The sequence below is a fragment of the Chryseobacterium sp. WG23 genome, assembly GCF_024586575.1.
In the GTDB taxonomy this organism is placed as follows: domain Bacteria; phylum Bacteroidota; class Bacteroidia; order Flavobacteriales; family Weeksellaceae; genus Chryseobacterium.
In genome coordinates, this window is the sequence record NZ_JALCZE010000003.1 from 88,297 (window position 1) to 114,979 (window position 26,683).

Below are 26,683 nucleotides of genomic sequence, written 5' to 3' on the forward strand. Positions count from 1 at the left end.
TTAGAAGTTCAGTTTTATTCCAAGGTTACATCTTACCCCATAATATTCCACCTGTTCAGGACGGTCTTCATTTTGTCCGAAATGATAGATCAGAGGTTTATTGAGGATGTTGTTGATATCCGCATACAGACTCAGATGTTTAGTAAGCTGGTAAGAACCTCCGAAGTCCAGGCTGCTGTATTTACCATAATAAGAGTCATTACGATCATCCTCAGCATATTCTACAGCATATTTTCCCTTATAATTATAAGCAAGTCTTGCATTGAAGCTTTTTCTCTCAAAGAAGAGCTGTATGTTATAGAGTTCTTTGGCCTGATAAGGAAGTTTTACCTTTCTTCCGCTTGGCTTCTCCATTTCTGAGGTCATAAAAGTGGCATTCACCTGAGCTCCAAAATACTTAAGGAAACCCGGAAGGAAATCAAACCTCTTATTGATTCCCAGTTCAATACCGCCCAGCCATGCTGCCTTTCCATTGTTTGGGGCTGTAAACTGGACCCCGTTGATCCCGTTATAATTTCCAATGAATGAATCCTGGAAAATAGGATCTGTAATGGATTTATAGAAAACACCACCGCTCAGAATCCCTACATTGGAGAAATAATATTCTCCCATCAGGTCAAAGTTTAATGAATATGTTGGATTGAGGTTGGGGTTTCCACCCTTGAATTCATTATCCGCTTCACTATAGGTTCCTCCTGGCGTAAGATCTCCGAAGTTAGGTCTCGAGAAAGTTCTCGTAGCAGCAAAACGAAGATTCGTTTTATCATTTAATGCATACTTTACATGGATCATGGGAAGAACGGCCAGGTAGTTTTTAGTATTTTCAACAGGGGTCAGTACATCATCGATCACACTATAGCCCTTTACTTTGGTATTGGTGTTGGAAAATCTTATTCCTCCTAAAACCATAATCTTATCATTCACTTTATAGGTTGCCATTCCAAATGCATCGGCATGTTTCTCCAGGACATCAAAATTTCTTCCCAACGCTTTGTTATATTCTAAAGCCTCGGAATCAGCAGTATTGATCTTCAGGTTTTTTTGACTGTCAAACCAGAACTGGTTCATTCCCGAGGTAGAAAGTACCGGACCGAAAGTATTTCCGATGTGTGCATTCATTTCACTGAGATATTTGGTTCCGTTTGGCTGTGAAGTAATAAATTGGGAATAATCTGATAAAAGAGGAGCCGTTCCGCCGTTCCAGGTGTAAAAAATATCTGAAAACCTTGTATTACGTTCTTTATCCCTGTACTTAAAACCATATTTCAGGGTTAATTTATCAGAAGCATTAATCTCATGGTTAAAGGCTGCAACAATCTTGTCTTTTTCCTGAACAAAAACTTTATAAAATTCAAGGTCTGTAAATTTCATTTGTGAAGCATCCATTTTAAAATTAGGATCGCTGTAGAAACCAAATAAGGAATCAGGGTTTTTGTAATCCAATTTTCCACCATCGGCTTTCCAGTAGGCTCTTGGGCCATTCCCGTGATCAGAAATATAATCGGGGTTAATACCTACTCCAGATTGGGTATATTTGATGACATAGTAAGAGTTGTTTTGCTTATCGGGGATATTCCCATACTTGAACTGATTGTCATAATAAGAAAGATCCCAGTCTATTTTTCCTTTATTTAACTTATGAATTCCCCCTAATGAAACAGAGGTAAGCTCTGTGATCAGTAAGTTATGGATATTCTGAAGTTCTACTCTTGCCGTATTATTGGTACTGCTGAATTTATCAAAGCGAATTCTGTGTTTATAATGTGTTTCATCATCAGACAAGGTGCCGTACATTCCTTTTACATAGAGGGTGTTTTTTGGGGAAAGAACATATTCAAAGGCAGCATTAATTCCGGTTGTCTTCCTTACGCCGTTGTAATCCCGAAGCTCCATTCTGAAAACCCCTTCGTTACCACTTCTTCTTGCTTCAAAATTGTCAGTAGACCAGTTTCTGATGAAATGGGCAAAATTGAATAGGTATCCGAACTTTTTATCCTTTGTTCTTCCGCCATACAAAAGCCCGATATTATAAACTCCTTTATCTGCTTTGGCATTATAACCGCTCCCCAATGTTGCTTTAAACTCTGTTTTCATGGGAGGAGTCTTGGTAATAAAATTAACACCGCCGCCAATTCCATCTGCTTCCATATCCGGGGTAAATGACTTATTGACATGTACATAAGATATCAGTTCTGTAGGGAAAAAATCAAATGCTGTAGCTCTGGAAGTTGTTTCTTCCTCTGCGGTGGGAAGCCTGTTTCCGTTGATGGTCGTGGAGGCCCAGAAAGGAGGAAGTCCTCTTAATGAAACAAATCTTCCTTCTCCCTGGTCTCTTTCGATAGAGACTCCCTGTACGCGCTGTACGGTTTCTGCAGCATTTCTGTCCGGTAGTTTTCCAATTCCGTCTGATGCAATGACATTGGTGATATTGATTGCATTTTTCTGAAGATTTAAAGCTCTTGCTTCTGTATTTTTCAAAGTACCGGTAACCACAACTTCATCAATATTTTTTCGGGGCTGAGAAAGCATAACGGTTCCTAGATCTACAGTTTGATCAGGCTTTAGTGTAATAATAATGTCTGCTGTTTCATATCCTATGTAGGTAATTTGTAAATTGTACTGACCTTCTTTAATATCATTGATCGTAAATTTTCCGTCAATATCAGTCGTTATATTTTTAGATAGACCTTTTATTTTTACAGTGGCGCCGGGAAGGGGCTGGCTGTTATCAAGAACAGTTCCTATAATGAGCTGCTTTTGTGCTGCAACAGAAGTGACAATACAGACAGAAGCAAGGGTTAGTAATTTCTCTAAGTTTGTTCTCATTTTTACATATATTAAATTTTTTATGCAAATCACGCTAATAATTTTAATATATATAAATATTTGGTGTTAAGTATTGTTTAATAAATCAAGGCTGTTTGTTACTTTTATTTTACCTTAAAAATATTTGTATAAAAGAATATTTTGATTTAGTCTTTATATTAAACTATTTATTTTAATGTATTTATGAGGTTGCTTTTATGTTTTTATTTAATTTTTAAATGGAATATGAGAAGGGTGTTTTTGATTAACATTACGTTCATTTTACCCAAAATAAGAAAACTAGAAGTTTACAAATAGTAAACTTTTGCTTGTCAACTTTAGAAGTTGAAAGAACAAAACGGAGAACAGGTTAGGGTACAAGCTTATATAACCTCGTAAGAAATGGAGGATGGGAAGTAAAGAGAAAATATTTCCACCTTCACTTCTTTATAATATTAGAAACAGAAGGTAAGGTTTTGTGTTACATGAAGCTGTGAAAATCTATGCAGTATAAAAATAGAGAACCAGCATTACACAGCTTTCATCGCTGATGCTTACAGGAACGTGTGGAAATTTTCCGTTAAAATATAAAGAATCGCCTTCTTTTAAAATGATCTCTTCATTATCAATAACATATTTTACTTCACCTTTCAGGACGAATTTGAACTCCCAGGCATCTGTGATCACTTTTTCTCTTTTAGAATTAGGTTCAAGAGTCAGCAATACCGCTTCAAAACCTAAAGAATGAAGACTTTTACTGAAGATATGCATATACTTGAAACCTTCAGCTTCCACTTCTTTTTCTATGAGCTGCTGGCTTTCTTTTGGCACATAAATGAATTTTGCATGGGATTTTTTCTCTACCCCTTCAAAGAAATAGCTTGCATCAATTTCCAAGGACTGGATGAGGTCAAGTAACACCGGAAGAGAAGGTATTGTTCTCCCGTTTTCGATTCTGGAAACAAGGCCATTGCTTACATTGGCTTTGAATGCCAGTTCATTAATGGTTAAATTATTCTTTTTTCTAATATCCTTTAATCGCTTGCCGATACCTATTAAAAAGTCATTCATGCTGTATTCAATTTAACCTAAATTATTTTCGTCATTATATGAAAAACAAAGGTAGTATTATTCTATGTAGGTTGGATAAGGAAGGGTCTCAATTCATTTAAAATTATTATTGAGGGGAGAAGAGCAATTTTGTTCATCCCAAAATTTCCCTATTTTTGTAAAACTCGTTATTTCATTTATGAAAAAAATTATTCTTATCGAAGACGAAACCAGCGTGGTGTCTTTTATTAAAAAGGGACTTCAGGAAAACGGATATGAAATTTCTGTCGCTTTTGACGGGCGTACCGGAGTACAGCTGGTTCAGGCAAATGATTTCGATTTGGTGATTTTAGATATTATGCTTCCGGAAATGAATGGGCTGGATGTCTGTAAGGAGATCCGGAAAACCAATCAGAGCGTTCCTATTCTGTTTTTAACGGCATTGGGAACTTCTGAAAATATTGTGCTGGGATTAGAAAGCGGAGGCGATGATTATCTGGTAAAGCCATTTAAATTCATTGAATTGGTAGCCCGTGTGAAATCTTTGTTAAGAAGAAGTAACAACAATGGACCGCAGGAGACAGTTGAGCCGGAACTGGATAACGAGCATGTATTTCAGTTTTCTGATCTTATCGTGAACGACTATACAAAAAAAATAACCCGTGGAGGGGAAGAAATTACCCTTACCTCTACTGAATATAAATTATTAGTCTATTTCCTTACGAATCCGGAAAAGGTAATCTCCAGAGCGGAAATTCTGGATGCAGTATGGGGCGTCAATTATGAGTTGGGAACCAATGTGGTAGATGTCTATGTCAATTACTTAAGGAAAAAACTGGATAGCCAGGATGACAATAAGTTGATTCATACAGTAATAGGAATGGGTTACGTCCTGAAAAAATCGTAATGAATGTTTAATAAAGTGATCACAAATCAGACCAAAACAATGGTGCTTTTAATGCTGGTTTTTACTGTCATTATATTGCTTTTCAGTGGGCTGGTTTATTTTTCGATCGTTAATTTTTCACATCAGAGATTTTATGAACTGCTGAAGATCCGTACAGCAACTATTGTGCAGATAGAAAAAAGCAAAGACCATCTTGATCTTCCGGAAAACTATGTCCTCAGTAGCCTGAATGATGAAGAGCTTCCCATGGAAAAAGATTATGTTTTTGCAGTCCCTACAGATTCCAATTTCAAGAAGATATCCCAGGAAGTTCATATTCCATCTTATTTTTTTAAAAATATTATCAAGCAGGGGGAAGCCAATTATAATGATAAGGAATTCTATTATATTGGCCAGACTTTCAGATACGACGATAAAGACTATATCGCTATTGCTTCTGCCAAGAACCATTATGTGGTCTATTATCTTGGTTTTTTAAAAAGAACATTGCTCACCTGTATTGTGCTTTCATTGTTCTTCAGTATGATTTTTTCTTTTTATTTATCCAAGACACTGTTCCGGCCGATCTTAAAAATTACGGGAAAAGTAAAAGAAATCAGTTCTGAAAACCTTCACTTAAGGTTGGAATCTCAACCGGATAACAAGGAGCTGAATGAACTGGTAGACACTTTCAATGATATGCTCAACCGGATTGAAACCTCTTTTGAAACCCAGAACCATCTGATTGGCAATGTCTCCCATGAATTGAGAACGCCGCTGACTTCCATTATGGGAGAAGCGGATGTAGCACTTTCCATCAACAGAACCGCTGAAGAATATAAGGAAACGCTGGAAATCATCCTTGATGAGGCAGAAAAACTGGATAAAAAGATCAAAGCTTTATTAATGATTGCCCAAACCGGATTTGACGGCAAGATCCAGAAAATGGATAAGGTAAGAATTGACCAGCTGCTGTGGGATGTAATTGAAACACTACGAAGAATAGATTCCAGGAATAATATATATCTCGATATCAGTATGCTCCCTGATAATCCTAAAAAACTGAAAGTACAGGGGAATGAGCAGTTGCTGCATCTTGCAGTAGCCAATATCATCAGTAATGGCTGTAAATATTCTAATTTTCAGCAGGTAAAAGTCTCTTTAGGGGCCACAGATACAGATGTCTATATTATTGTAAAGGATAATGGAATCGGGATTCCGGAGGTAGAAATGAATAAAATCTACGATCCGTTCTTCCGGGCTTCCAATACCAACAATTATGAAGGCTATGGAATAGGACTTCCACTGGCAAGAAACATCGTAAGAATGCATCACGGTGAGCTGATTGTAAGCTCGCACGAAAATCAGGGAACTACGGTTCAGATGCGTTTCCCTAATTTCTACAGCACACAGAAAGAAGGTGTTTAAACCTGAATTTTCAGGTGATCTGTTGTGATTATATAATTGGTTGATTATCATTGTTTTATTGTTGTTGTTTTAATTTACCTTTCTCTCAGATTAATTTCTCTTAACAATTTTCTAATCTCATTTTAATCTCTTTAATCACATTTTAATTCCATTCCAAGGACCTTCTAATTTGGTCGTTCTAGTTTTGTATCATCAAAAAAGATAAACACAAAACAAAATAAAAGAACATGGCTAAAACAATTTTAATTGCAACGGATTACTCTCTTGAGTCATTAAACATATTGAAAAAAGTGCTAAAAGAGAAAGAAGCCGCGAATGACGAAAACCAATATGATATCCTTCTTACCTCAGGATATGATTCCGGAGATTCTATCAGAGATCTTTTATTCAATACCAAAACATCCATTTTCAATAAGATCAGGCCGGCAGAGTTTTGCGATGCTTATGGAATCGTGAAGAATAAATATCCTCATCTGGTCAATAAAATCATTTGTGATGTTTTTACAGGAAGCTTTCAGAGAACATTCAATCAATACGTGAGTGCAGGGAATATAGAAGAAGCTTATTATTCTTCGTCTATTAAGAGCAAGGGTAAAGGAAAGTTTGATCTTATTCCTTATATCAGGAATTGCAAAGACCTGAAGTCTCGTGAAATTGCCGTTGAGGTTAGAGAAAGGCTTCCGGAAAGAGGAAGGCTTGCAGAGATCTTTGTAGAGGTCTAAAATAAACACAAATTAAAAAAAATAAAAAAATGTTAAGAAATTATAGTAACAGCAGGACACTGGGGGATAATATCAGATTGGGGACGCTGACTGCATTTACAGCAGGTACTATAAATATAGCATCCCTATTAATATTTCTCTCTTTTACATCGAATGTAACGGGACATTACGCTGTTTTGGCGGCAGAAATCAGCAAGGCCAACTGGGCACAGGTGGGAATAGTGGCCGGATGGATCTTTTTGTTCTTCTTCGGAAGCTTTCTATCCAATTTTATTGTCATTAATTTCAATAAAAAAAGCAAGTATTTTGCCCATTCCATGCCAATTGTATTGGAAATTATATGTCTTCTCTTCGTAGGAGTATACGGACAGTTTTATTATCAGAAAACTTTGGAAGAAACAGAATATCTGGTCGCATTAATGCTTTTTGCTACAGGTCTTCAGAATGGCTTAACGGCCAGTATCTCAAACTTTTCAGTAAAAACAACTCACCTTACCGGAACAACTACCGACCTGGGAATTCTGGTTTCTATGTTTACCCAAAAAAAATATAGAAAAAACGGTGAGCTGATCGGGAGGGCAAAGTTACTCTTGAGTATTATGATTGCCTATGTCTTAGGAGCAGTATTCTCGGGGCTTACTTATTATTATCTGGAATTCAGAGTGTTTTATGTGATCAGCCTGTGTCTTTTAATTGTGATAGGATACGATGCTTATAAAATTCATGTGAGACATTTTAATACCAAATACAGATACAACAGGATTTATAAAAAACCCAACCTTCTGGCTTATCTGTATGAGAAGATCCACGGAATCCCGGAAAGAGAAAAGAAAAGAAAACTGGCCTTTGAAGACTGAATGTGAAATGATAAATAAATATCACTATTAATTTTTTTGTATAAACTAGCTGTGAATCAATCCTCTATTTGTGTAAGAACAATAGGGGATTGATCTTTATATAAAACTGCTGTAGTGAATGGTTTGAGGCTCAGTCTGTAAAAAGCTGCATTGTTGAAATGTTGATAATTAAATATTAATTCCCTCTTTTAATGTTTTAATTCCCAATTTCATTGTCTATTTTTGTAAGTTGATTTACGTTTTTTTATGTCAGATATTATTCAACTTTTACCGGATCATGTAGCTAACCAGATTGCAGCAGGAGAAGTGGTGCAGAGGCCTGCATCCATTGTGAAGGAGCTTTTGGAGAACGCTATTGATGCAGATGCGTCTAAGGTCGAACTGATTCTCAGGGACGCCGGGAAAAACCTGATTCAAGTAGTGGATGATGGAAAAGGAATGTCTGAAACAGACGCCAGAATGGCATTTGAAAGACATGCTACATCCAAAATCAGGGGAACGGAAGATATCTTTAAAATTGCTACAAAAGGATTTCGGGGTGAAGCGCTGGCTTCCATCGCGGCCGTTTCACAGGTTGAATTGAGAACAAAGCAGAAAAACGCATCCATTGGAACCAATATTTACCTTGAAGGTGGGGTTTTTCAGTTTCAGGACCCGATACAAACGGCGGACGGATCCAATTTTTTAGTGAAGAATTTATTTTATAACGTCCCTGCCAGAAGAAAATTTCTGAAAAATAATAATATTGAATTCAGGCACGTAATCGATGAATTTCAGCGTGTTGCATTGGCACATGAAGGATTGGAGTTTTCGTTGTTTCATGATGATGAACCGGTTTTCAAACTCAGAAAAGGGAGCCAGATGCAGCGTATTGTAGATATTTTCGGAAGAAAACTGCAGCCCCAGCTTATTCCTATCAAAGAAGATATTATCTGGTGTAAGCTTCATGGGTTTGTAGCAAAACCGGAAGGAGCCAAGAAAAACAGAGGTGAACAGTTTCTTTTTGTGAATGGAAGATATTTCAAGAGTCCTTACTTCAATAAAGCAGTTCAGGAAGCTTTTGAAGGATTGCTTTTACCGGGATATGTTCCATCATTTTTCCTTTATCTGGAGCTGGACCCTGAAAAAATAGATGTTAATATACATCCACAGAAAACTGAGGTGAAGTTTGAAGATGAGCATCTTATTTTTGCGTTGCTTCGTTCCACGATAAAAAGATCGTTGGGAATTTATAATGTTTCTCCAAGTCTTGATTTTGACAGAGATCCGGATTTAGACGAAATGATGAATAAACCTATTCCCAGTAAAGGAAACGGCGGCGGAGGAGTTATAAAAATGCCTGAAATTATTGTTGATAAAGACTATAATCCGTTTTTGGAAGAAAGAAATATTGTACTTCCGGAGGAGATTCAGAATCTTACGGAAATGTACAGTCAGAATATTACAGCAGAACCTTCAAAAATCAATTTATTTGAAGATGAAGATTTTGATGAAGACCTGATGAGGCTTCCCAACGGATACTGGGTGTTCAATAAAGGAGATATGACTCTGATGCTGGATCTTGGAAGAATGCACAGGCTTGTGGTTTCTGAAAACAATAATAAATCAGCATCAAAGAAATCCAACACCAACAGCCATGCCCTCCTGTTTTCTCTGGAGTATCACATGAACGAAATAGAAAAGAATAAATATAATTCTATCAAAAAATATCTTCCCGAACTAGGGTTTGACATGAAAATTGCTCATGAAAGTGTACTGAGAATAGATTCACTTCCCGAAGGGCTGAAAGAAACACAGGCTATGAAGTTTCTGGAGAACCTTTTTGAAATACTGGAATATAAAACAGAAGAAGAATTCATGCAGTATTATCAGAATCAATGGGCCAAAATGCATTCGAAGTCAAGATTTGATTTCCTTTATAAAAAAGATGCGGAGCAGCTTATTAAAGATTTTACAGCATTAGGATTCCCAGAATTTTTACCGGACGGAAAAAGATGTTTCTATGAAGTTCCGTTTAATGATTTTAAAAACAAATTTTAAAAAAAATGTTTAACAATATACCACCGATTACAAGAAATCTTATCATTATTAATATTATTGTTTATTTGATATCCAATTTCTTGTTTTTTAATTTATACGATACACTTTCGGGGTTCTATCCTTTCTCTCCCAATTTTAAATCCTGGCAGGTTATCACGCACATGTTCATGCATGCTCCGTTTAATGAGCCGGGCGGACTGATGCATATTTTATTCAATATGTTTACTCTATTCAGTTTTGGGCCAATTTTGGAACAAACACTGGGAGAAAAAAAATACCTGATATTGTATTTTGCAAGTGGGTTAGGTGCATTTTTCTTATTTAACCTTTGGAATTTTGTTGAAGCACAACAGATTATTTCAGGTTTACAAAGTTTGGGATTAAATGCTTCGGAAATTTATCCTAAAGCGGCACTCAATTATTCAGGAGATCAGAGAATTAGTGCCACAACAGCTGAGGGGCTGGCATTATCAAGTGAGTATTATGGGTTATTAAAATCACGTATGATGGGGGCTTCCGGTGCAATTTTTGGAGTAGTGGCGGCATTTGCCACATTATATCCGGATTCGAAAATTGGAATAATGTTTATTCCTGTTCCTATTAAGGTAAAGTATTTACTGCCTATTATTGTTGTTGTTTCCATATATCTTGGTGTTTCAGGAAATGGAGGAGGTATTGCCCATTTAGCTCACGTTGGAGGAGCTTTGGTAGGATGGTTATTGGCCAGAAACTGGAGAAAACATTTATACAGATTTAATTAAAGCTGCTTTGTGAAGATTTTTCGACTTATAGTACTGATTCTGCACGTAGGAATTTTGTTCCTTTTATTGGCTTCTTTACTGAATGCCTATGTTCCGCCTAAGATATTTCCATGGTTTAATTTGCTCTCGTTAGGGTTTCCTATCCTGATGATTGCCTATATTCTGATGACTGTTTTTTGGATATTCAGCTGGAAAAAGAGGGCTTTTGTATTCATGCTGGTGGGATTGGTTTTTATCAGTCCGATACAAAGGATCATTAATTTTTCTTCTGATAAAGAAGAGAAAGCAGATATTAAAATAGTTTCCTTTAACGTGAAGGGAGGAATTATGGGAAAAGAGGATATCGGAAAGTATCTAAAATCTCAGGAAGCAGATGTCATACTTTTACAGGAAGGCAGAGGAGGAGATTTTCCATACCTTGAAGATTATAAAAGAGTGAATTTTTCGGGAGTGGGAACGATCCTTACACAACACAAGGTGCTGGATAGTAAAGAACTTGATTTTCCGGAAAAAAGTGAAATTCCACCGGCAATACAGGCTGATATCGAGATAAAAGGGAAAGTATACCGGTTTATTGATGTTTATCTTCATCCTTTTAAGTTTGAAAGAGAGATGGTGACCCTTAACGGAAATTCTGATGCCAATGAGCAAAAGATGAAGGATATTGTAAAAAGGCTTATTCCTACTTTTAAAATCCATCAAAAACAGGTTGAGCTTATTAAAAATGCTGTTGAAAGCTCACCATATCCTGTGATCCTGGCAGGAGATTTTAATTCGGTTCCCAATTCTTATGAGTATTACCACCTGTCATCCGGACTTGAAGATGCATTTGTGAATGCCGGAAAAGGAAGTGCTACCAGCTTCCATGATTATAAATTTCCTATAAGGATTGATTACATTTTTTCTTCTCCGTCTGTGAAGGCTGTTTCCTATGCAGTGGACCGTTCTGTCAGTTTTTCAGACCATTATCCTGTCATTTCTGAGTTTTCTTCAGGTAGTAAATAATCATAAAAAAAGTTAAATATGGGTGCTTGGTAGGGTTTTTGCTTAAAAAAATACGTACCAAGACCATTTTTTCATGAAGCCGAACCAGATACTGCTATTTATACATATTGTTATTGCTGTTTTATTGCTATGCACGTTGGGAAATGCATGGGTTCCTCCAAATATTTTTGGGAACCTTAATCTTCTTTCTCTGGGTTTTCCATATCTGATGTTCGCGTATATTATTCTTACAGTGGTATGGATTTTTAAGAAGCAAAAAGTGGCAATAGCTTTTGCTTTAGGAATTTTTCTATTCTATAACCCAATAAGAAGATGGGTTAATTTTTCTCCAAAAGTAGAGAATGTAAAGACCATAAGAGATATCAAGGTTTTAACCTTTAATGTAAAATATGGAGATTATGGATGGGATAAGGTGAAAAATTATATTAAAGAGCAAAATGCAGATATTATCCTGGTTCAGGAGAAAGATACCAACCGTGAATTAAGACAGGATCTTGTAAAATATCCTTCGGTTATCCTTAAAACGAAACATAAAATAGTACGTCAGGCTGAAATTATTGAAGAGAAAGCAAGAGGCAATTCTTTCTATGCAGATATAGATATCAATGGAAAAATTGTACGGATTGTCAATGTATACCTGGAACCCTTCCGACTTCATAAATCAATGTTTACGAAGCTTGATGCTTTTGGTGCCGGAAATATATCCGCTCTTCTATCCCACATGATTCCTACTTTTCAAGCCCATGAAGATCAGGTTAAGAAAATAAGAAAGATAATAGATTTATCTCCCTATCCTGTTATTTTAGCAGGAGATTTTAACTCTGTTCCCAATTCTTATGAATATTATAATTTAGGGAAAGATCTTCAGGATGCCTTTTTGGTTGCGGGAAAAGGAAGTGCAAGTAGTTTTCATGACTATAAGGTACCTTTGCGAATAGATTATATCTTTACTTCAAAATCAATTATTCCTCTAAGCTATAAAGTAGATCAATCTGTGAAATTATCGGATCATTATCCTGTAATTGCAGAATTTCTGCTAAATTAGTTCCATGAAAAATTTAGGGTTTGCTGCTTTTGTTTTTATTATTCTGTTCATCGCATGTTCCAAAAAAGAATCTGCGGGCTTTAGTAATGAACAGGAAGTTAAAATACAGTATGATACAACGGCAATAGATTCATTTTCTACGGGTGCCGTTTCTGTAGATATTGCCAGAAAGATAAAAATGTCTTCTCCACAGTATCTGGACTCCGTAAAACAGGTTAGAAAGCTTCAGGAAGAAGAAAAGAAACTTAAAGAAGAGCTGGATAAGGAAGCCAAAAAGATGCTGGAAGAAGAGAAGAAAAAAACAGATGCTGAAAAGAAACAGAAAGTTTCAGAAACATCATCTGCATCCGATACCAAAACCAAAACCGAATAATAAACATCATTTATTTAAAGTATACAATATGAAAAAAAGTATCTTAGCAGCATTAGTGATCTCAGTATTCACAATAGCATGCACAAAATCGACAAAGAAAACTGAACAGGTAGAAAATCCTGACGGATCAGTTACCACCACTACAACTACCACCACAGAAACCCCTTCTGATATTGTTGACAGCTCAAAAGTCAATAAGACAAAAGAAGACATTAAAACAAAGGTGGATGAAGCTGGAAATAAGATTGATAACGCAGCTCAGAAAGCGAAAGATAAGATTGATGCAACAGCTGACAAGACCAAACAGGACCTTAATAAGGTAGGAAAGGATATAAAAAGCGGGGTGCAGGAAGCAGGAAAAGATGCAAAAGATGCTGCAAGACAAGGAGCCTCAAAAGTTGAAGACGCTGCCAAAAAAGTAAAAGAAGATTTAAGTAAATAACAAAAACCGCAGTTTACTGCGGTTTTTTTATGCTGTATCTTCTCCTGAAAAAAAATCTACTTATTAAGTTCCAATAACGGATCTATATATTCTCTGTCATTGCTCAGTCTTGGTACTTTATTCTGCCCTCCAAGCTTTCCTTTAGATTCCAGCCAGTGATAAAATAAGTTGTGCTTGGCAATGTGAACTACCGGTCTTTTCAGGGTTATATTGTTGTATCTTTTAGCTTCATAATCCGAATTGATGGTCTTCAGATGCTGATCAAAAGCATCAACAAACAGGTCTAAGTTATCGGGATAATGGCTGAACTCAAAGATCCATTCATGAGCGCCGCTTTCATTTTCTTTCATGAAAACAGGGGCGCCTGTAAAATCGGTAACCTGAGCACCCGTAGCTTCACAAGCTCTAGAAAGTGCAGATTCTACATTCGTAATCATCAGTTCTTCGCCAAACGCATTGATATAATGTTTCGTTCGTCCCGTTATTTTTATTCTGAAAGGATTAACAGACGTGAAGACTACCGTATCGCCAATCAAATATCTCCATAATCCACCATTGGTTGTAATCACCATGGCATAGTTTTTACCAATTTCAACATCTTCGAGGTTCACCACTTTCGGATTGGAAAAATGAAACTGGTCCATTGGAATAAACTCATAAAAGATGCCATAATCAAGCATAAGAAGCATTTCATCACTGTCTGATCTGTCCTGGATACCGAAGAAGCCTTCAGAAGCATTGTATATTTCGTAGTAATTGATGTTTTTTCCGATGATATTGCGGTACTGCTCCCGATAGGGCTTGAAACTGATTCCGCCGTGAAAAAACACCTCCAAATTAGGCCATAGCTCCGAGATACTGCCGACCTCTGTTTCCTTCAATACTCTCTGCAGAAGAACCATCATCCAGCTCGGTACTCCAAGAATGCTGCCTACATCTTCATTTTTCACTTCTGAGGTAATGGCTTTTAATTTACTTTCCCATTCAGACATCAGAGAAACTTTCTTACTTGGGGTGGTTGTAATTTCAACCCAAAAAGGAAGATTGTCAATAAGAATGGCAGACAGATCACCAAACTTGGTGTTAAAATCAGCATAGAGCTCTGAGCTTCCCCCCAAACGAAGGTTTTTATTGGTGAAAAGCTGGTTTTCAGGATGGTTGTTTGCGTAAATAGAAACCATATCTTTTCCTGCTTTCATATGGCAGTACTCAAGACTTTCTGCTGAAATAGGAATAAATTTACTTTTTGCATTGGTGGTTCCCGAAGACTTGGCAAAATGTTTAATGAGGCCTGGCCAGCTTACATCTTTATGCCCCTGCCTTGCTTTTTCAATATAAGGTTCAAAATCTTCATAGGTGACGATCGGAACTTTATTCTTAAAGTCCTGATAACTCGAAATAGAATTGAATCCATGTAGTTTACCGTATTCCGTATCTTCTGCATGAAACAGTTGGGAAAATAATATGCCCTTCTGTGTTTCAATGGGATGATCCATGAAATTTTGTATCTGATCTATCCTTTGACGGATAAACCAGTTGACTACAGTATTAAAAAGTGCCTTGGTTGCCATTCCAACAAATATAATAATATTTGATTTTTCAGAAAATTTTTTATGATGTTAAATAAAAAAACCGTCACATATTTTGTAACGGTTTGCTTTTTAGCTTATTTGTTTCTTAGCAATACTCATCATAAGCAGCCTGAAGGTTAGCGGCAATAGCCCCTGCAGGGTTCCCTTCGATGTGGTGTCTTTCCAGCATATGAACTAATTCTCCGTCTTTGAAAAGAGCAACACAAGGAGAGCTTGGTGGGAATGGAGCAAGGTGTTTTCTTGCTTCTGCTACAGCTTCAGTATCAAATCCCGCAAAAACAGTTGTTAAGTGGTCAGGCTTTTTATCTCCTGTTAAAGAGTATACCACGCCAGGTCTTGCTGCTCCTGCAGCACATCCGCACACTGAATTGATTACTAATAGTGTAGTTCCCGATTGCTTTAAAGCTTCTTCTACCTGAGAAGGAGAAGTTAAATCCTGGAAACCTTTATCTGTAAGTTCAGCCTTCATAGGCATTACTAAATCTGTTGGATACATATATTTTGTTTTTTATCGATACAAAGTTAAACAATTCTTTACGTTTGATCAATATATAATAACTATCGCTGGATTAGTCATATAAAATTAATGTAATATTAATATTTCAACAATATTTAAAAATAATTGAATTTAAAATAGGAATAATAAAATATATTTATTAAATTTGAAATGATTCTGAAAAAACAAACGACCATGAAAAAAACAATTGCAGCTTTCCCTCAGGCTAACAAATTATTTAACTCGGCATAAACCGCAGTTAAATATTCTTTTTTTCAGTTTAATTTGAACTGAATAATAAACTTAAATATCCAAAAATGAATCCCGGGACTGTAAAGTCCCGGGATTCTTTAATCAAATCGATATGCAAAGGTTGAATATCCTTTAGTTGTGAGAATACGTTTGCGAGATCGGGATAACCCGAAACCGAATCCCGTTATGAAAGAAGCTTTTTAACCATCTCGGAAATACTTTTTCCGTCAGATTTTCCGGCTAATGCTTTTGAAGCAGTTCCCATTACCTTCCCTAAATCCTTAATAGACTCGGCTCCGGTTTCAGAAATAATAGTTTTAATTTCTGCTTCTAGTTCTTCAGGAGAAAGTTGTTTAGGTAAAAATTTCTCAATGACCTTCATCTGTGCTTCCTCTACTTCTGCCAGATCCTGTCTGTTCTGAGCAGTAAACTGTTCAAAAGAATCTTTACGCTGTTTGATCATTCTCTGAAGAATCGCAATTTCCTGTTCTGCAGAAACTTCAGCACCTCTGGCTTCAGTTTTCAGAAGAAGAATTTGAGATTTTACAGCACGGAGAGAATCCAAAGCGACTCTGTCTTTCTCTCTCATAGCTGTTTTTATAGCTTCGCTAATTATATTTTCTAAACTCATGGTTTCAAATTTAACAATGTATCAATGTAACAGTTTACCAATAATTGATAGCGGTAAAGATTGTTACATTGGTACACTTCTATATTGTTATATTATTTAGTCTACGTCTTTATTTAAAAACCTGTTTTCTTTAATCTGCATAGAGCCATTGTTATCAGACAGGTATGTGTTGATATTCTGGTCTGATGCATTGGTTCCGTCAATAGAAATATTTTTTCTTTTGAAAGCTGGAATAGATTCAAATTCACTGGTGCTGTCAAAACTTTGATAACGGGAATTGAATTCTTTTAATTTATTTCTTCTTTCAAAAACTCTTTCCTGATCCACCGCTTTATTCACGAAAGTGAATTCTGATTCTTCAGATTTTGGAGTTTCAATTTCTGCCTTACTTTCAAATGCAGGCTTTGTTTCTGCTTTGGTTTCTTCTTTCTGGAAGAACGTTTCAATTTTCTGTGCAGGTTCAGCTACAGCACTGGCAGGTGCGTTAAATTCCGCTTTAGGCTGTCCAAAATCTGTCTTTGGCTCCGTTCTGTTGGATTCATTGACAAAGAAATTGAACTCAACAGGTTTTTCCTCTGAAAAAGAATTGTTAAACGTACTTCCAGACTGAGGCTCCTCTTTTTTATTTTCAAAATCAAAAGAGAAAGACTGGATTTCCAAATCGTTTGGATCTTCATTCTCGTCATCAATTGAAAATAAGCTGAAGCCATCCTGATCATTTTCCTCTTCATTTCTCCAGTTTTGCTCAGGAGTGTTCAGCGTTTCTTGCTGTCTGTCAGTAAATTTTATCTCTGTTTTAATCTCCTCCTCTTCAATAATCATTTTTTTTTCAATAGATGTAGCCCCGAACTGTGGAGTATCGTGGTCTTCATCATCTAATCTAAAAAGATTTTTTCTGCTGAAATCATGAGACGCTTCTGGAGCAGATTCTCTTTCTTCTCTTGTTTTAAAAGGAGAAGATTTTTGAGATTCATAATTGTCATTAAGACTGATTCTGATCTTTTCTGTAGGACCTGCAAATTTCTTGTTGTCATTAGAAAACCCTGTAGCAATCACAAGAACACTTACAGCATCGCCTAATTCTTCATCAGCACCCACCCCAAAGATGATATCAGCTGTGTTTCCAGCTTCTTTCTGGATATGGTCCATAATGATTCCGATTTCATCCATGGTAACTTCTTCTGCACCACTTCTGATCAGCAATAATACATTTTTGGCACCGGTAATCTTATTGTCATTTAATAACGGAGAATCAAGGGCTTTTCTTACCGCTTCTTCAGCTTTGTTTTCACCTGAAGCTGTACCCGTAGACATAAGAGCCGTACCGGAGTTTTGAAGCACTGATTTAGCATCTCTAAAGTCAATGTTTACATCAAAATAACCGGTAATAACTTCTGCCATTCCTTTTGCGGCATTGGCTAACACTTCATCAGCTTTTGAGAACCCCTGTTTGAATCCAAGGTTTCCGAACTGCTGTCTTAGTTTATCATTGTTGATCACAATTAATGAGTCAACGTTATTTTTTAATTTGTCAAGACCGTTTTCAGCCTGGTCCAGCCTTCTTTTTCCTTCAAAACTAAAAGGAACCGTAACGATACCTACCGTAAGAATCCCCATATCTTTTGCTACTTTAGCAATGACAGGAGCTGCTCCAGTACCTGTACCACCGCCCATTCCGGCAGTAATAAACACCATTTTAGTGTTCTGTCCCATAGCTGCTTTGATGTCTTCAATACTTTCTATTGCAGACTTTTCTCCAACCTCAGGGTCAGCACCGGCTCCGAGACCTTCTGTAATGGTAGTTCCTAGCTGAACTTTATTAGCAACAGGGTTATTATCTAGAGTTTGAGCATCCGTATTACAGACCACGAAATCTACCCCGTGAATTCCTTTTTCGTACATGTGTTTCAGGGCGTTGTTTCCTCCGCCTCCTACACCGATTACTTTTATGATCGATGAATTTCCTTTTGGTAAATCAAATGAAAATCCTTGTGTACCTATATTTTCCATAACTATTTTTTTTACAATTGATGAATGATGAGTGATGGTTGATAAATCATTTATCATTATCATCTATCATTTATAACTTATTCTACTTCTTCAAAGAATTTTTTTACTTTTTCCATAAGCGACTGTCCAAAAGTCAGTTTTGCCCTTCTGTTTTCCCGCTGTTCGTTGGCTACAGCCTGCTCCTGAATGCTTGCTGCCTGAGGCTGAACCTGTTGAACAGTTTCTGCCAGGGGAGCTGCTTTTTCAGCCTGAGGCTGTTCATGGGCAACTTCTTCCATTTCGTCAGCGGTCTGTTTTTTATCCCTGATTTTTAAACTTTCCATCAATAACCCGATAGAAGTAGCAAATTCAGGGCCTTTCAGATACTGATTTTTATCGTTCGCAATATATTCATTGGCAAAACCGATTCTGCTGTCGAAACCTGTGGTATAATTGGCAAGCTGACGAAGGTGTTTCAAATTGGAACCACCACCTGTAAGAACAATTCCGGCAATTAGCTTTTTCTTTTGTTCAAAAGCACCATAAGCCTTCAGCTCTGTGTTTACCATTTCCAGGACTTCTTCCACTCTTGCATTGATAATCTGTGCCAAAGTTTTTAAAGAAATTTCTTTATCCGGTCTTCCGTGAAGCCCGGGAATGGTTACAAAAGTACTGTCTTTTTCCAATTCGGGAACAGCCGAACCGAATTTTACTTTCAGTTGTTCTGCATGTTTTTCAATAATTGAACAGCCTTCTTTGATATCTTCTGTAATAATTCCGCCTCCGTAAGGAATAACACATGTATGGCGAATGATATTATCTTTAAAAATAGCAATATCGGTAGTACCACCACCAATGTCAACAATGGCTACACCAGCTTCTTTTTCTTCTTTGGTAAGAACAGCTTCTGACGATGCTAGTGGCTCCAAAGTAAGGGCTTCCATTTCCAGCCCGGCTTCACGGACGCATCTTGCAATATTTCGGATGCTTCCCATCTGACCTACTACAACATGGAAGTTCGCTTCTAAACGTTTTCCGTGCATACCGACAGGTTCCTGAATTTCACCTTCGGAATCCACTTTATATTCTTGAGGAAGTACATGGATTATTTCTTCTCCAGGAAGCATTACCAGCTTCTTGACCTGATCTTTTAATGCTTCAATGTCATCATCTGTAATAAATTTATCCGGATGTTCACGCATAATATAATCGGAGTGCTGCAGAGAACGTATGTGTTTTCCTGCAATACCTACCGTTACTTTACGGATAGGAACTCCTGCACTGGATTGTGCTTCGGATACTGCAGCCTTGATTGAATTAATGGTTTGTGAAATGTTGTTCACAATTCCTTTATGAACACCAAGACTTTTAGCTTTTCCTACACCGAGAACTTCTATTTTCCCATGTGCATTCCGTCTTCCGACAATCGCAACAATCTTTGTTGTTCCGATGTCCAGACCTACTGAATACTCTTGATTTTCCATTTTTATATCGATTTGATTTTTTCTACTTTTTCCATTATAGGATATCTCCTATTTTGTGTTAAATCGTCCTTTGGGACTTTTTATTCTATTTTCACCTTTGATTTGGGCTTAGGCTTGGACGGTACCGGAGCCTGTGTTTTTTTCTCTGTTTTTTTCTTTGCCTGTGTTTTAGGTTTTGTGCTTTCCTTTGGTTTTGTTGAGTTCGTTTTTTTTAGTTCAGCTATTTTGGGTTTAGCGTCCGTTTTTTTAGCGATAGCCGTTAGCGATGGTGCTTTTGCCAGTTCCAGCTTTCCAGCTTTCAGAAGACTGTCGTTTTCTTTGAAATAAGGATTTAAAGTGGTTACAATCTGGTTCTGGTATTTTACAGAAACCATGCTGTATTTTTGAGGGTCCTGATATACCAGGTATTTTTCCACAAAAGTTTTAAATCCTTTTACTTTAAAATCTATATTATCTAAATCACCAATTTCCACTCTATAATTCCCCTCACTTGTCAGGAGATTATAGCTGTCCTTATATTTTGAAATTCCAATAAAATACTTCTTACTGAAATCATCTTTATCAATTTTTTCCACCAGCTCTGCCAGTTTTTCATATTCATCGGGCTGAATATTACCTGTTACCAGCATGCAGGGATGAGAATAGGTTCTTGAAATAGGAAACTCGATTCCTTTTTCATCTACATAAAAGTCTTTTCCATCTTTATTTAGCCTGAAGACAGGAACTCTCTGCTTAATATCCAGATTAAGCTTCCCATTTAAGTTTAAATAAACATTGGCGCTGTCTACGGCTGGCAGAGCATTGATTTTTTTTTCCAGTGAAGGAATATTAAGTTCACCTACCTTTCCCGATGGGTTTTCTTTTTTTACAATCTCCCGGATATCTTTTTCGTCAACAAAGTAAACCGGAGTTTTTTCACTCATTTTTACAGAAATTTTACTGTCGGTAATCTGCTGATTTCCGAATCTCTTCAATGAGAAACTCAGTAACAACCCAAGGATGATTACGGTGACAACAATTTTTAATATTCTGTACTTATTTTTCATATTTTTTCTTTAAACGCTATAGGCGCAAAGGATTTTATTTTTTTGTTCGCAAAGGCGTTTCACTCAGCGACGGCTTATTCATAATTTATTTACAACTCGTTTTACTCCATTTTTAAATAACATAGAATGAAAATTTAAGATCATTCCCAGCTTTATGTTTGTTATTCTCAAATAATTTAAAAGCTGGAAAAAATGATAATCATTGATTTCCGGTATTGCTTTTATTTCAATTATTACTTTGTTTTCAATTAATAAATCTACTCTGAATGCTTTAGGAATTTTTAATTCTTCATATTCTATGTCAATACTTTTCTGACTTTCTACATTTAATCCTCTACTTTTCAACTCATAGATTAAACATTCTTCATATACTTTTTCATAAAGGCCAATTCCAAGCGTACGATGTATTTTTATTCCAGCATCGAAAACAATTCCTGAAATTTCATTTTCTATCATACATTTTGTGTTTTTTTTGCTGAGTGAAACGCCTTTGCGAACGAACTTTTATTTTCTCCGCGTGCATTGCGTTACGCTCAAATTTTGGTTAACCACTCACAGATAGGATCATACAGGGTATCAATATTTCCTGCGCCTACTGTAAGAAGGATATCAAAATCCTTTTCTTTTATTTTTTCAAAAGCAGCGGATAAAGCCGATACTTCTTTCTTTTCTAAATGTACTTTTTCCAGCAGCCAGTTTGACGTGACACCTTCAAAGTTTTCCTGAAGTTCTCTTGCGGGATAAATATCCAGCAAAATCAATTCATCTGCCTGGCTCAGGCTTTCCGCAAATCCGTCTGCAAAATCTCTTGTTCTGCTGAACAGGTGCGGCTGGAAGACAACCAATAGCTTTTTATCAGGGTAAAATGTTCTGATAGAGCTTATTACAGCATTTGTTTCTGTAGGATGGTGGGCATAATCATCAATATATATTTTGCCGTTTTGATAAAAATGTTTGGTATATCTTCTCTTAATTCCTTTAAAATTGGCAATTGCCTTTTTCAGCGTATCAAAATCTGCGCCCAAATTGTGAAGAATAGCCAATGCTACAGTAGCATTTTCCACATTATGTATTCCCGGGATTTCCCAGACGAAATCTTTTACTGTTTCTGTTGGGGTATGAAAATCAAAATAGATCTTATCATGATCCATACGCAGGTTGTCTGAATAATAATCAGCCGGTTCATTCACAGCATAAGTCTGATGTCCTCTGCCGATTTCTATCCCTTTTCTTACAAAGAGTTTTTTATCTTCGGGAACCAATGCTGCAAACTGTCTGAAGCCTTCTTCAATATGGCTTTTATCACCATAAATATCCAGATGGTCTGCATCTGTAGAGGTTACTACGGCCCAGTCCGGAGACAGGTTCAGGAAGCTTCGGTCATATTCATCAGCTTCTACTACAGAATAGGTAGAGCCATTGTACAGGAAGTTGGATTTAAAATTTTCAGAAATCCCTCCTAAAAAGCATGAGAAAGGCAGATCTGCTTCTTTGCACAAATGTGCCACAAGGGTAGATGTTGTGGTCTTTCCATGTGTTCCTGCTACGGCGATACAATCTGTATTTTCTGTAATCAGTCCCAAAACTTTAGCCCGTTTCAATACTTCAAACTGATTTTGGTTAAAATAATCCAAAATCCCAAGTATTTTAATAGCCGGAGTATAGATAACCAGTGTATCTTCTTTTTTAAGGGAGTTTATTCGTTCATCAGTAAGGTCTTCAAAAACAATATCAATACCTTCATTCATCAGATTCTGAGTAAGTTTGGTATTGGTTTTATCATATCCCAGTACCTTTTTACCGGATGCATGGAAATAGCGTGCGAGAGCACTCATTCCGATACCTCCGATCCCAACGAAGTAAAAATTCTGATATGTTTCTAATTTCTTCATTTTTTGTCTTAATGTAGTATGTACAAAGTATAATGTATTTTTCTCAGTTTTTACATTGTACCTTTTACTTTTTACAGTTTATTAAATATTTCGTCTACAATCTCTTTTGCAGCATTAGGCTTTGCAAAATATTTCATGTTGTCAGACATTTCTTTTCTTACACTTTCATTTTCGCAGATCTCTGATAAAACATTCCAGAATTTTTCCTGCATTTCCGAGTCTTTTACCATTCTGGCGGCATTTTTTTCAACCAGGTTCATGGCATTTTTTGTTTGATGGTCTTCCGCTGCAAAAGGGAAAGGAACCAACAGCACCGGTTTTTGTGCTACTGCCAGTTCTGATATGGCGATTGCTCCGGCCCTGGAAACAATAATGTCTGCTGCAGAATAGGCCAGCTCCATATCTTTGATAAATTCAAGGATCTGAATATTTCTGGTGTCCACATTCTTTGTTTCATCTATAATATCTTTATAATCAAGCTTACCTGTTTGCCAGATCAGCTGATAATCTTTGTTTACAATTTCATTTAAATGAGATTTCCAGGCATTATTTAATGTTCTAGATCCTAAAGAACCTCCCACAGATAGAATGGTAAGTTTGTCTTTATTCAATCCCATTTTTTCTTTTGCCTGAGCTGTTTCCTGCATTCCTGAAATAATAGCCGAGCGGATCGGATTGCCCAGGAATTTTATTTTTTCTGCCGGAAAACCTTCTACTTTTGGATAGGCTGTAAAAACGGCTTTGGCTTTCTTACTTAAAATTTTATTGGTTACTCCTGCATGGGCATTCTGTTCCTGTATGAAGATGGGAATTCCCATTTTACTTGCTTCATAAAGGGCAGGGCCGCTGGCAAATCCTCCGGTTCCCACTGCAAAATCAGGAGCAAAGGCTTTGATTATTTTTTTGGAGCGGGATAAGCTTTTCAGAATTTTGAAAGGTAGTCCCAAATTGGATAATAGATTCCCTCTGTCGATTCCGGCGATATCAATTCCTTCTATTGTATAGCCAGCCTGCGGAACTTTTTCCATTTCCATTTTTCCGTTGGCTCCAATGAACAAAAATTCTGCATCAGGAAATCTTTTTCTGATTTCATCAGCAATAGCGATAGCCGGGAAGATATGTCCTCCTGTTCCTCCGCCTGATAATACTATTTTTAATTTTTTGTTCATTTATATAAATTTTGAGATTGCTTCGTCGCTTTCGCTCCTCGCAATGACATTACGCAATATCGTTTATTTCTGCTATGCTTTGTTTTTTGCCCATTCCTTCCTCATCATAAATCTGTATTCTAGAGCTTATATTCAGAATAATTCCTAGCTGCAGGTAGGTAACGAGCATGGAGGTTCCTCCGTAGCTTATTAGTGGCAGAGGCTGTCCTGTTACGGGGATCAGATTCACAGCTACGGCAATATTTACGGCGAGCTGTATAAAAATCATTACTCCGAGACTGAGGACCAGCAATGATCCGAAGAATGCCGGCATCTTGCTGGCTATCATTACAATCCTTATCATCATGATGAGATAAAGGCTGATCAGGAAAGCGGCCCCAATGACACCATATTCTTCTACAATAACGGCAAAGATAAAGTCGGAGGCAGACTGTGGTAGCATTTGTTTTAATGCACTTTTTCCAGGTCCCATTCCGGTAATTCCACCGTGTACGATGGCTGCCTTTGCCTGCATTACCTGATAATTTTTGGCTTTTACACTTTCATCATCGGTATCTGTTGATTTTGCCTTGCTTGATGTAAAGGTCTCTACACGGCTCATCCATGTATGAACACGGTTTCCTCCAATCATATTGGTATTTAAGGCAATCAGCAGAAATAATACTATAGCCACAAATGAAGCTGAAATAAAGCCTGCAATATACTTCCAGTGAAGCTGTCCGATGACCAGAACAACTACAGAAACCATTAAGATCATTAATGCTGTAGATCCGTTATCTTTCGCAACGAGTACAAAAACAAGAAGAATAGGTCCGAAAATATACATGATATTTTCTATGGGCAGTCTTTCTCTTGTTATCTTTTTTGTTAAATACCGGCACAAATAGATAATCAGCATTAAAAAGGCAAATGATGACGGCTGGAATGAGATAGGTGTTCCGGGAATTTTCAGCCATCTTGAGGCACTGGCTCCATCAATGGTCTGACCGGTAAACATGGTGACAACCAATAAAACAACCATCAGGCCGAGTAAAATACTGCTGAGCTTTCCGATGTATTCATATTTTACGGTTCCTGCCAGTCTCATGATTCCTAATCCTAAGACTACAAAGAACATATGTTTGATAACGTGGCCTGTAGTGGTCCCGTTATTAACGATGTATTCCAGATTTGAACTAGCAGAGTATACGGGGAAAATAGAGAAAATGGAGATCACAAGAATGACCATCCAAAGTACTTTATCGCCCTTTAGAAATTCAAATCTGCTTTCTGTGTTCTGTTCGTCCATAATATTGTCTTGATGTATAAAGTACCATGTATTTTGTACTGCCTACATTTTATTTTAATACCTGCTCTTTAAACTGGTTTCCTCTGTCTTCATAGCTTTTGAACAAATCAAAGCTTGCGCAGCATGGAGACAGAAGGACGGTATCGCCTTTTTTGGCCAGTGATTTTGATATTTCCACTGCTTTTTCCATGCTTGAAGTATCATAAATAAATTCTTTTTTATCTTTAAAGAAATCTATAATCTTCTTATTGTCGATTCCTAAGCAAACAATTGCTTTTACTTTTTTCTTAACTAAATCCTCAATTTCGGTATAGTCATTTCCTTTATCCAATCCGCCCACAATCCATACGGTTGGGGTTTTCATACTTTCCAAAGCGTAGTATGTGGCATTGACGTTGGTTGCCTTACTGTCATTGATGTATTTAACGCCATCAATTTCAGAAACAAACTCCAGTCTGTGCTCTACCGCCTGGAAAGTCATTAATGAGTTTCTTATGCTTTCATTGTTGATTTTCAATATCTTACCGGCAATTGATGCTGCTAAGCTGTTGGCAACGTTATGGTTTCCCATCAGAGATAATTCTTCAATTTTCATTGAGAAATCATCTTTTACTTTTACTACAATGCTGTCATCGTTGATGAAACCCCCTTCCGTTAATTTTTCTTTTGTTGAGAAAGGAATCATCTTGGCTTTTATTTCAAGCTTTTCAAGAAGGTTTTTGCTCATTTCATCATCTTTATTATAGATGAAGAAGTTGTCATTTTCCTGATTTTCAGCAATTCTGAATTTTGCCAATGCATATTCTTCATAATTGTAGTTATACTGATCCAGGTGGTCCTGGGATAAATTCAGCAATAAAGAAATATAAGGTCTGAAGTTCTGGATATCATCCAACTGGAAAGAGCTTACTTCCAGAACATAATATTCATAATTTTCATCGGCCACCTGTTTGGCGAAACTGTATCCGATATTTCCTCCCAATCCTACATTTAATCCGTCATTTTTCAGGATATAGTAGATCAGAGAGGTAGTAGTTGTTTTTCCGTTGCTTCCGGTAATAGCAATGATCTTTGCGTCTGTAAATTCAGAAGCAAATTCAATTTCAGAAGAAAGTCTTATTCCTTTCTCATGAATTTTATAGATAATCTCAGCCTTTTTAGGAATTCCCGGGCTTTTTACGATCCAGTCTGCATTGAGAATTCTTTCTTCGTCGTGCGATCCTTCTTCAAATTCAATTTCATTTTCGGTAAGAAACTGCTTGTAATTATCTTTAATGACTCCTTTGTCTGAAAGAAACACTTCCAAACCTTTCTTTTTAGCCAAATATGCAGCTCCACATCCGCTTTCTCCTCCTCCTAAAACAACTATTTTCATATTCTTTTTTTGTAAAATGCACAATGTAAAAATGTATTAATGTAATCTGGTTTTT

General features: G+C 36.8%; 23 protein-coding genes. 10 read left to right on the forward strand and 13 right to left on the reverse strand.

Annotated features, from left to right (window positions below; genetic code table 11):
• Entirely contained in the window at positions 1–2,826 is a 2,826-nt protein-coding gene (locus MP477_RS05620) for a TonB-dependent receptor (protein WP_257189534.1), read from the reverse strand.
• A 480-nt stretch (positions 2,827–3,306) separates the two neighbouring features.
• On the reverse strand, positions 3,307–3,876 hold the full coding sequence (locus tag MP477_RS05625; RefSeq protein WP_257189535.1) for a helix-turn-helix domain-containing protein: 570 nt from the start codon (positions 3,874–3,876) through the stop codon (positions 3,307–3,309).
• A gap of 178 nt (positions 3,877–4,054) precedes the next feature.
• Here MP477_RS05625 and MP477_RS05630 point away from each other — a divergent pair, with 178 nt between their 5' ends.
• The 10 genes from MP477_RS05630 to MP477_RS05675 all read left to right on the forward strand — a co-directional run bounded on the left by MP477_RS05630 (position 4,055) and on the right by MP477_RS05675 (position 13,414).
• Positions 4,055–4,762, forward strand: a complete 708-nt coding sequence (locus tag MP477_RS05630; RefSeq protein WP_257189536.1) for a response regulator transcription factor — start codon at positions 4,055–4,057, stop codon at positions 4,760–4,762.
• A 3-nt stretch (positions 4,763–4,765) separates the two neighbouring features.
• Positions 4,766–6,169 (forward strand): HAMP domain-containing sensor histidine kinase, encoded by a 1,404-nt coding sequence (locus tag MP477_RS05635; protein ID WP_257189537.1) that lies wholly within the window; start codon positions 4,766–4,768, stop codon positions 6,167–6,169.
• A gap of 227 nt (positions 6,170–6,396) precedes the next feature.
• Positions 6,397–6,891 (forward strand): hypothetical protein, encoded by a 495-nt coding sequence (locus MP477_RS05640; RefSeq protein ID WP_257189538.1) that lies wholly within the window; start codon positions 6,397–6,399, stop codon positions 6,889–6,891.
• A 29-nt stretch (positions 6,892–6,920) separates the two neighbouring features.
• Positions 6,921–7,748: a YoaK family protein gene (locus tag MP477_RS05645; RefSeq protein ID WP_257189539.1), complete on the forward strand. Its 828-nt coding sequence runs from the start codon at positions 6,921–6,923 to the stop codon at positions 7,746–7,748.
• A gap of 246 nt (positions 7,749–7,994) precedes the next feature.
• Complete coding sequence (gene mutL / locus MP477_RS05650) at positions 7,995–9,788, forward strand: DNA mismatch repair endonuclease MutL (protein WP_257189541.1); 1,794 nt, start codon at positions 7,995–7,997, stop codon at positions 9,786–9,788.
• A gap of 5 nt (positions 9,789–9,793) precedes the next feature.
• Positions 9,794–10,549, forward strand: coding sequence for a rhomboid family intramembrane serine protease (locus tag MP477_RS05655; RefSeq protein WP_257189542.1), 756 nt, complete (start codon positions 9,794–9,796; stop codon positions 10,547–10,549).
• A gap of 9 nt (positions 10,550–10,558) precedes the next feature.
• Entirely contained in the window at positions 10,559–11,554 is a 996-nt protein-coding gene (locus tag MP477_RS05660) for an endonuclease/exonuclease/phosphatase family protein (protein WP_257189543.1), read from the forward strand.
• Between the two features lie 73 nt (positions 11,555–11,627).
• On the forward strand, positions 11,628–12,599 hold the full coding sequence (locus MP477_RS05665) for an endonuclease/exonuclease/phosphatase family protein (RefSeq protein ID WP_230032978.1): 972 nt from the start codon (positions 11,628–11,630) through the stop codon (positions 12,597–12,599).
• Between the two features lie 4 nt (positions 12,600–12,603).
• Positions 12,604–12,972: a hypothetical protein gene (locus MP477_RS05670; protein ID WP_257189544.1), complete on the forward strand. Its 369-nt coding sequence runs from the start codon at positions 12,604–12,606 to the stop codon at positions 12,970–12,972.
• 28 nt (positions 12,973–13,000) lie between these two features.
• Positions 13,001–13,414, forward strand: coding sequence for a hypothetical protein (locus MP477_RS05675; RefSeq protein ID WP_230032976.1), 414 nt, complete (start codon positions 13,001–13,003; stop codon positions 13,412–13,414).
• Positions 13,415–13,470: 56 nt separating this feature from the next.
• Here the strand turns inward: MP477_RS05675 and MP477_RS05680 are convergent, their stop codons facing one another.
• From MP477_RS05680 to murD, 11 genes are all read right to left on the reverse strand, one after another.
• Positions 13,471–14,985 carry a GH3 auxin-responsive promoter family protein gene (locus MP477_RS05680; RefSeq protein ID WP_257189545.1) on the reverse strand — a complete coding sequence of 505 codons (1,515 nt, stop codon included), beginning with the start codon at positions 14,983–14,985 and terminating at the stop codon, positions 13,471–13,473.
• Between the two features lie 106 nt (positions 14,986–15,091).
• Entirely contained in the window at positions 15,092–15,502 is a 411-nt protein-coding gene (locus MP477_RS05685) for a BrxA/BrxB family bacilliredoxin (RefSeq protein WP_230032974.1), read from the reverse strand.
• A gap of 436 nt (positions 15,503–15,938) precedes the next feature.
• Positions 15,939–16,385: a GatB/YqeY domain-containing protein gene (locus tag MP477_RS05690; protein WP_230032973.1), complete on the reverse strand. Its 447-nt coding sequence runs from the start codon at positions 16,383–16,385 to the stop codon at positions 15,939–15,941.
• Between the two features lie 96 nt (positions 16,386–16,481).
• Positions 16,482–18,395 (reverse strand): cell division protein FtsZ, encoded by a 1,914-nt coding sequence (gene ftsZ / locus MP477_RS05695; RefSeq protein WP_230032972.1) that lies wholly within the window; start codon positions 18,393–18,395, stop codon positions 16,482–16,484.
• A gap of 77 nt (positions 18,396–18,472) precedes the next feature.
• Positions 18,473–19,858 (reverse strand): cell division protein FtsA, encoded by a 1,386-nt coding sequence (gene ftsA, locus MP477_RS05700; protein ID WP_257189546.1) that lies wholly within the window; start codon positions 19,856–19,858, stop codon positions 18,473–18,475.
• 80 nt (positions 19,859–19,938) lie between these two features.
• Entirely contained in the window at positions 19,939–20,904 is a 966-nt protein-coding gene (locus MP477_RS05705; RefSeq protein WP_257189547.1) for a cell division protein FtsQ/DivIB, read from the reverse strand.
• Positions 20,905–20,982: 78 nt separating this feature from the next.
• Positions 20,983–21,360, reverse strand: a complete 378-nt coding sequence (locus MP477_RS05710; protein ID WP_257189549.1) for a GxxExxY protein — start codon at positions 21,358–21,360, stop codon at positions 20,983–20,985.
• A gap of 77 nt (positions 21,361–21,437) precedes the next feature.
• Positions 21,438–22,796, reverse strand: coding sequence for a UDP-N-acetylmuramate--L-alanine ligase (gene murC / locus MP477_RS05715; RefSeq protein WP_257189550.1), 1,359 nt, complete (start codon positions 22,794–22,796; stop codon positions 21,438–21,440).
• A gap of 71 nt (positions 22,797–22,867) precedes the next feature.
• The gene (murG, locus tag MP477_RS05720) at positions 22,868–23,965 is read right to left on the reverse strand and encodes an undecaprenyldiphospho-muramoylpentapeptide beta-N-acetylglucosaminyltransferase (protein ID WP_257189551.1); all 1,098 of its coding nucleotides are present in this window, start codon (positions 23,963–23,965) and stop codon (positions 22,868–22,870) included.
• 49 nt (positions 23,966–24,014) lie between these two features.
• Positions 24,015–25,253 (reverse strand): FtsW/RodA/SpoVE family cell cycle protein, encoded by a 1,239-nt coding sequence (locus tag MP477_RS05725; RefSeq protein WP_230032957.1) that lies wholly within the window; start codon positions 25,251–25,253, stop codon positions 24,015–24,017.
• Positions 25,254–25,302: 49 nt separating this feature from the next.
• Positions 25,303–26,628, reverse strand: coding sequence for a UDP-N-acetylmuramoyl-L-alanine--D-glutamate ligase (gene murD / locus MP477_RS05730; protein WP_230032955.1), 1,326 nt, complete (start codon positions 26,626–26,628; stop codon positions 25,303–25,305).
• Positions 26,629–26,683 lie beyond the last annotated feature (55 nt).

Coding starts and splice junctions, on each gene's coding strand:
- MP477_RS05620 (WP_257189534.1), bottom strand. CDS start 2,826: ATGAGAACAAACTTAGAGAAATTACTAACCCTTGCTTCTGTCTGTATT.
- MP477_RS05625 (WP_257189535.1), bottom strand. CDS start 3,876: ATGAATGACTTTTTAATAGGTATCGGCAAGCGATTAAAGGATATTAGA.
- MP477_RS05630 (WP_257189536.1), top strand. CDS start 4,055: ATGAAAAAAATTATTCTTATCGAAGACGAAACCAGCGTGGTGTCTTTT.
- MP477_RS05635 (WP_257189537.1), top strand. CDS start 4,766: ATGTTTAATAAAGTGATCACAAATCAGACCAAAACAATGGTGCTTTTA.
- MP477_RS05640 (WP_257189538.1), top strand. CDS start 6,397: ATGGCTAAAACAATTTTAATTGCAACGGATTACTCTCTTGAGTCATTA.
- MP477_RS05645 (WP_257189539.1), top strand. CDS start 6,921: ATGTTAAGAAATTATAGTAACAGCAGGACACTGGGGGATAATATCAGA.
- mutL (WP_257189541.1), top strand. CDS start 7,995: ATGTCAGATATTATTCAACTTTTACCGGATCATGTAGCTAACCAGATT.
- MP477_RS05655 (WP_257189542.1), top strand. CDS start 9,794: ATGTTTAACAATATACCACCGATTACAAGAAATCTTATCATTATTAAT.
- MP477_RS05665 (WP_230032978.1), top strand. CDS start 11,628: ATGAAGCCGAACCAGATACTGCTATTTATACATATTGTTATTGCTGTT.
- MP477_RS05670 (WP_257189544.1), top strand. CDS start 12,604: ATGAAAAATTTAGGGTTTGCTGCTTTTGTTTTTATTATTCTGTTCATC.
- MP477_RS05675 (WP_230032976.1), top strand. CDS start 13,001: ATGAAAAAAAGTATCTTAGCAGCATTAGTGATCTCAGTATTCACAATA.
- MP477_RS05680 (WP_257189545.1), bottom strand. CDS start 14,985: ATGGCAACCAAGGCACTTTTTAATACTGTAGTCAACTGGTTTATCCGT.
- MP477_RS05685 (WP_230032974.1), bottom strand. CDS start 15,502: ATGTATCCAACAGATTTAGTAATGCCTATGAAGGCTGAACTTACAGAT.
- MP477_RS05690 (WP_230032973.1), bottom strand. CDS start 16,385: ATGAGTTTAGAAAATATAATTAGCGAAGCTATAAAAACAGCTATGAGA.
- ftsZ (WP_230032972.1), bottom strand. CDS start 18,395: ATGGAAAATATAGGTACACAAGGATTTTCATTTGATTTACCAAAAGGA.
- ftsA (WP_257189546.1), bottom strand. CDS start 19,858: ATGGAAAATCAAGAGTATTCAGTAGGTCTGGACATCGGAACAACAAAG.
- MP477_RS05705 (WP_257189547.1), bottom strand. CDS start 20,904: ATGAAAAATAAGTACAGAATATTAAAAATTGTTGTCACCGTAATCATC.
- MP477_RS05710 (WP_257189549.1), bottom strand. CDS start 21,360: ATGATAGAAAATGAAATTTCAGGAATTGTTTTCGATGCTGGAATAAAA.
- murC (WP_257189550.1), bottom strand. CDS start 22,796: ATGAAGAAATTAGAAACATATCAGAATTTTTACTTCGTTGGGATCGGA.
- murG (WP_257189551.1), bottom strand. CDS start 23,965: ATGAACAAAAAATTAAAAATAGTATTATCAGGCGGAGGAACAGGAGGA.
- MP477_RS05725 (WP_230032957.1), bottom strand. CDS start 25,253: ATGGACGAACAGAACACAGAAAGCAGATTTGAATTTCTAAAGGGCGAT.
- murD (WP_230032955.1), bottom strand. CDS start 26,628: ATGAAAATAGTTGTTTTAGGAGGAGGAGAAAGCGGATGTGGAGCTGCA.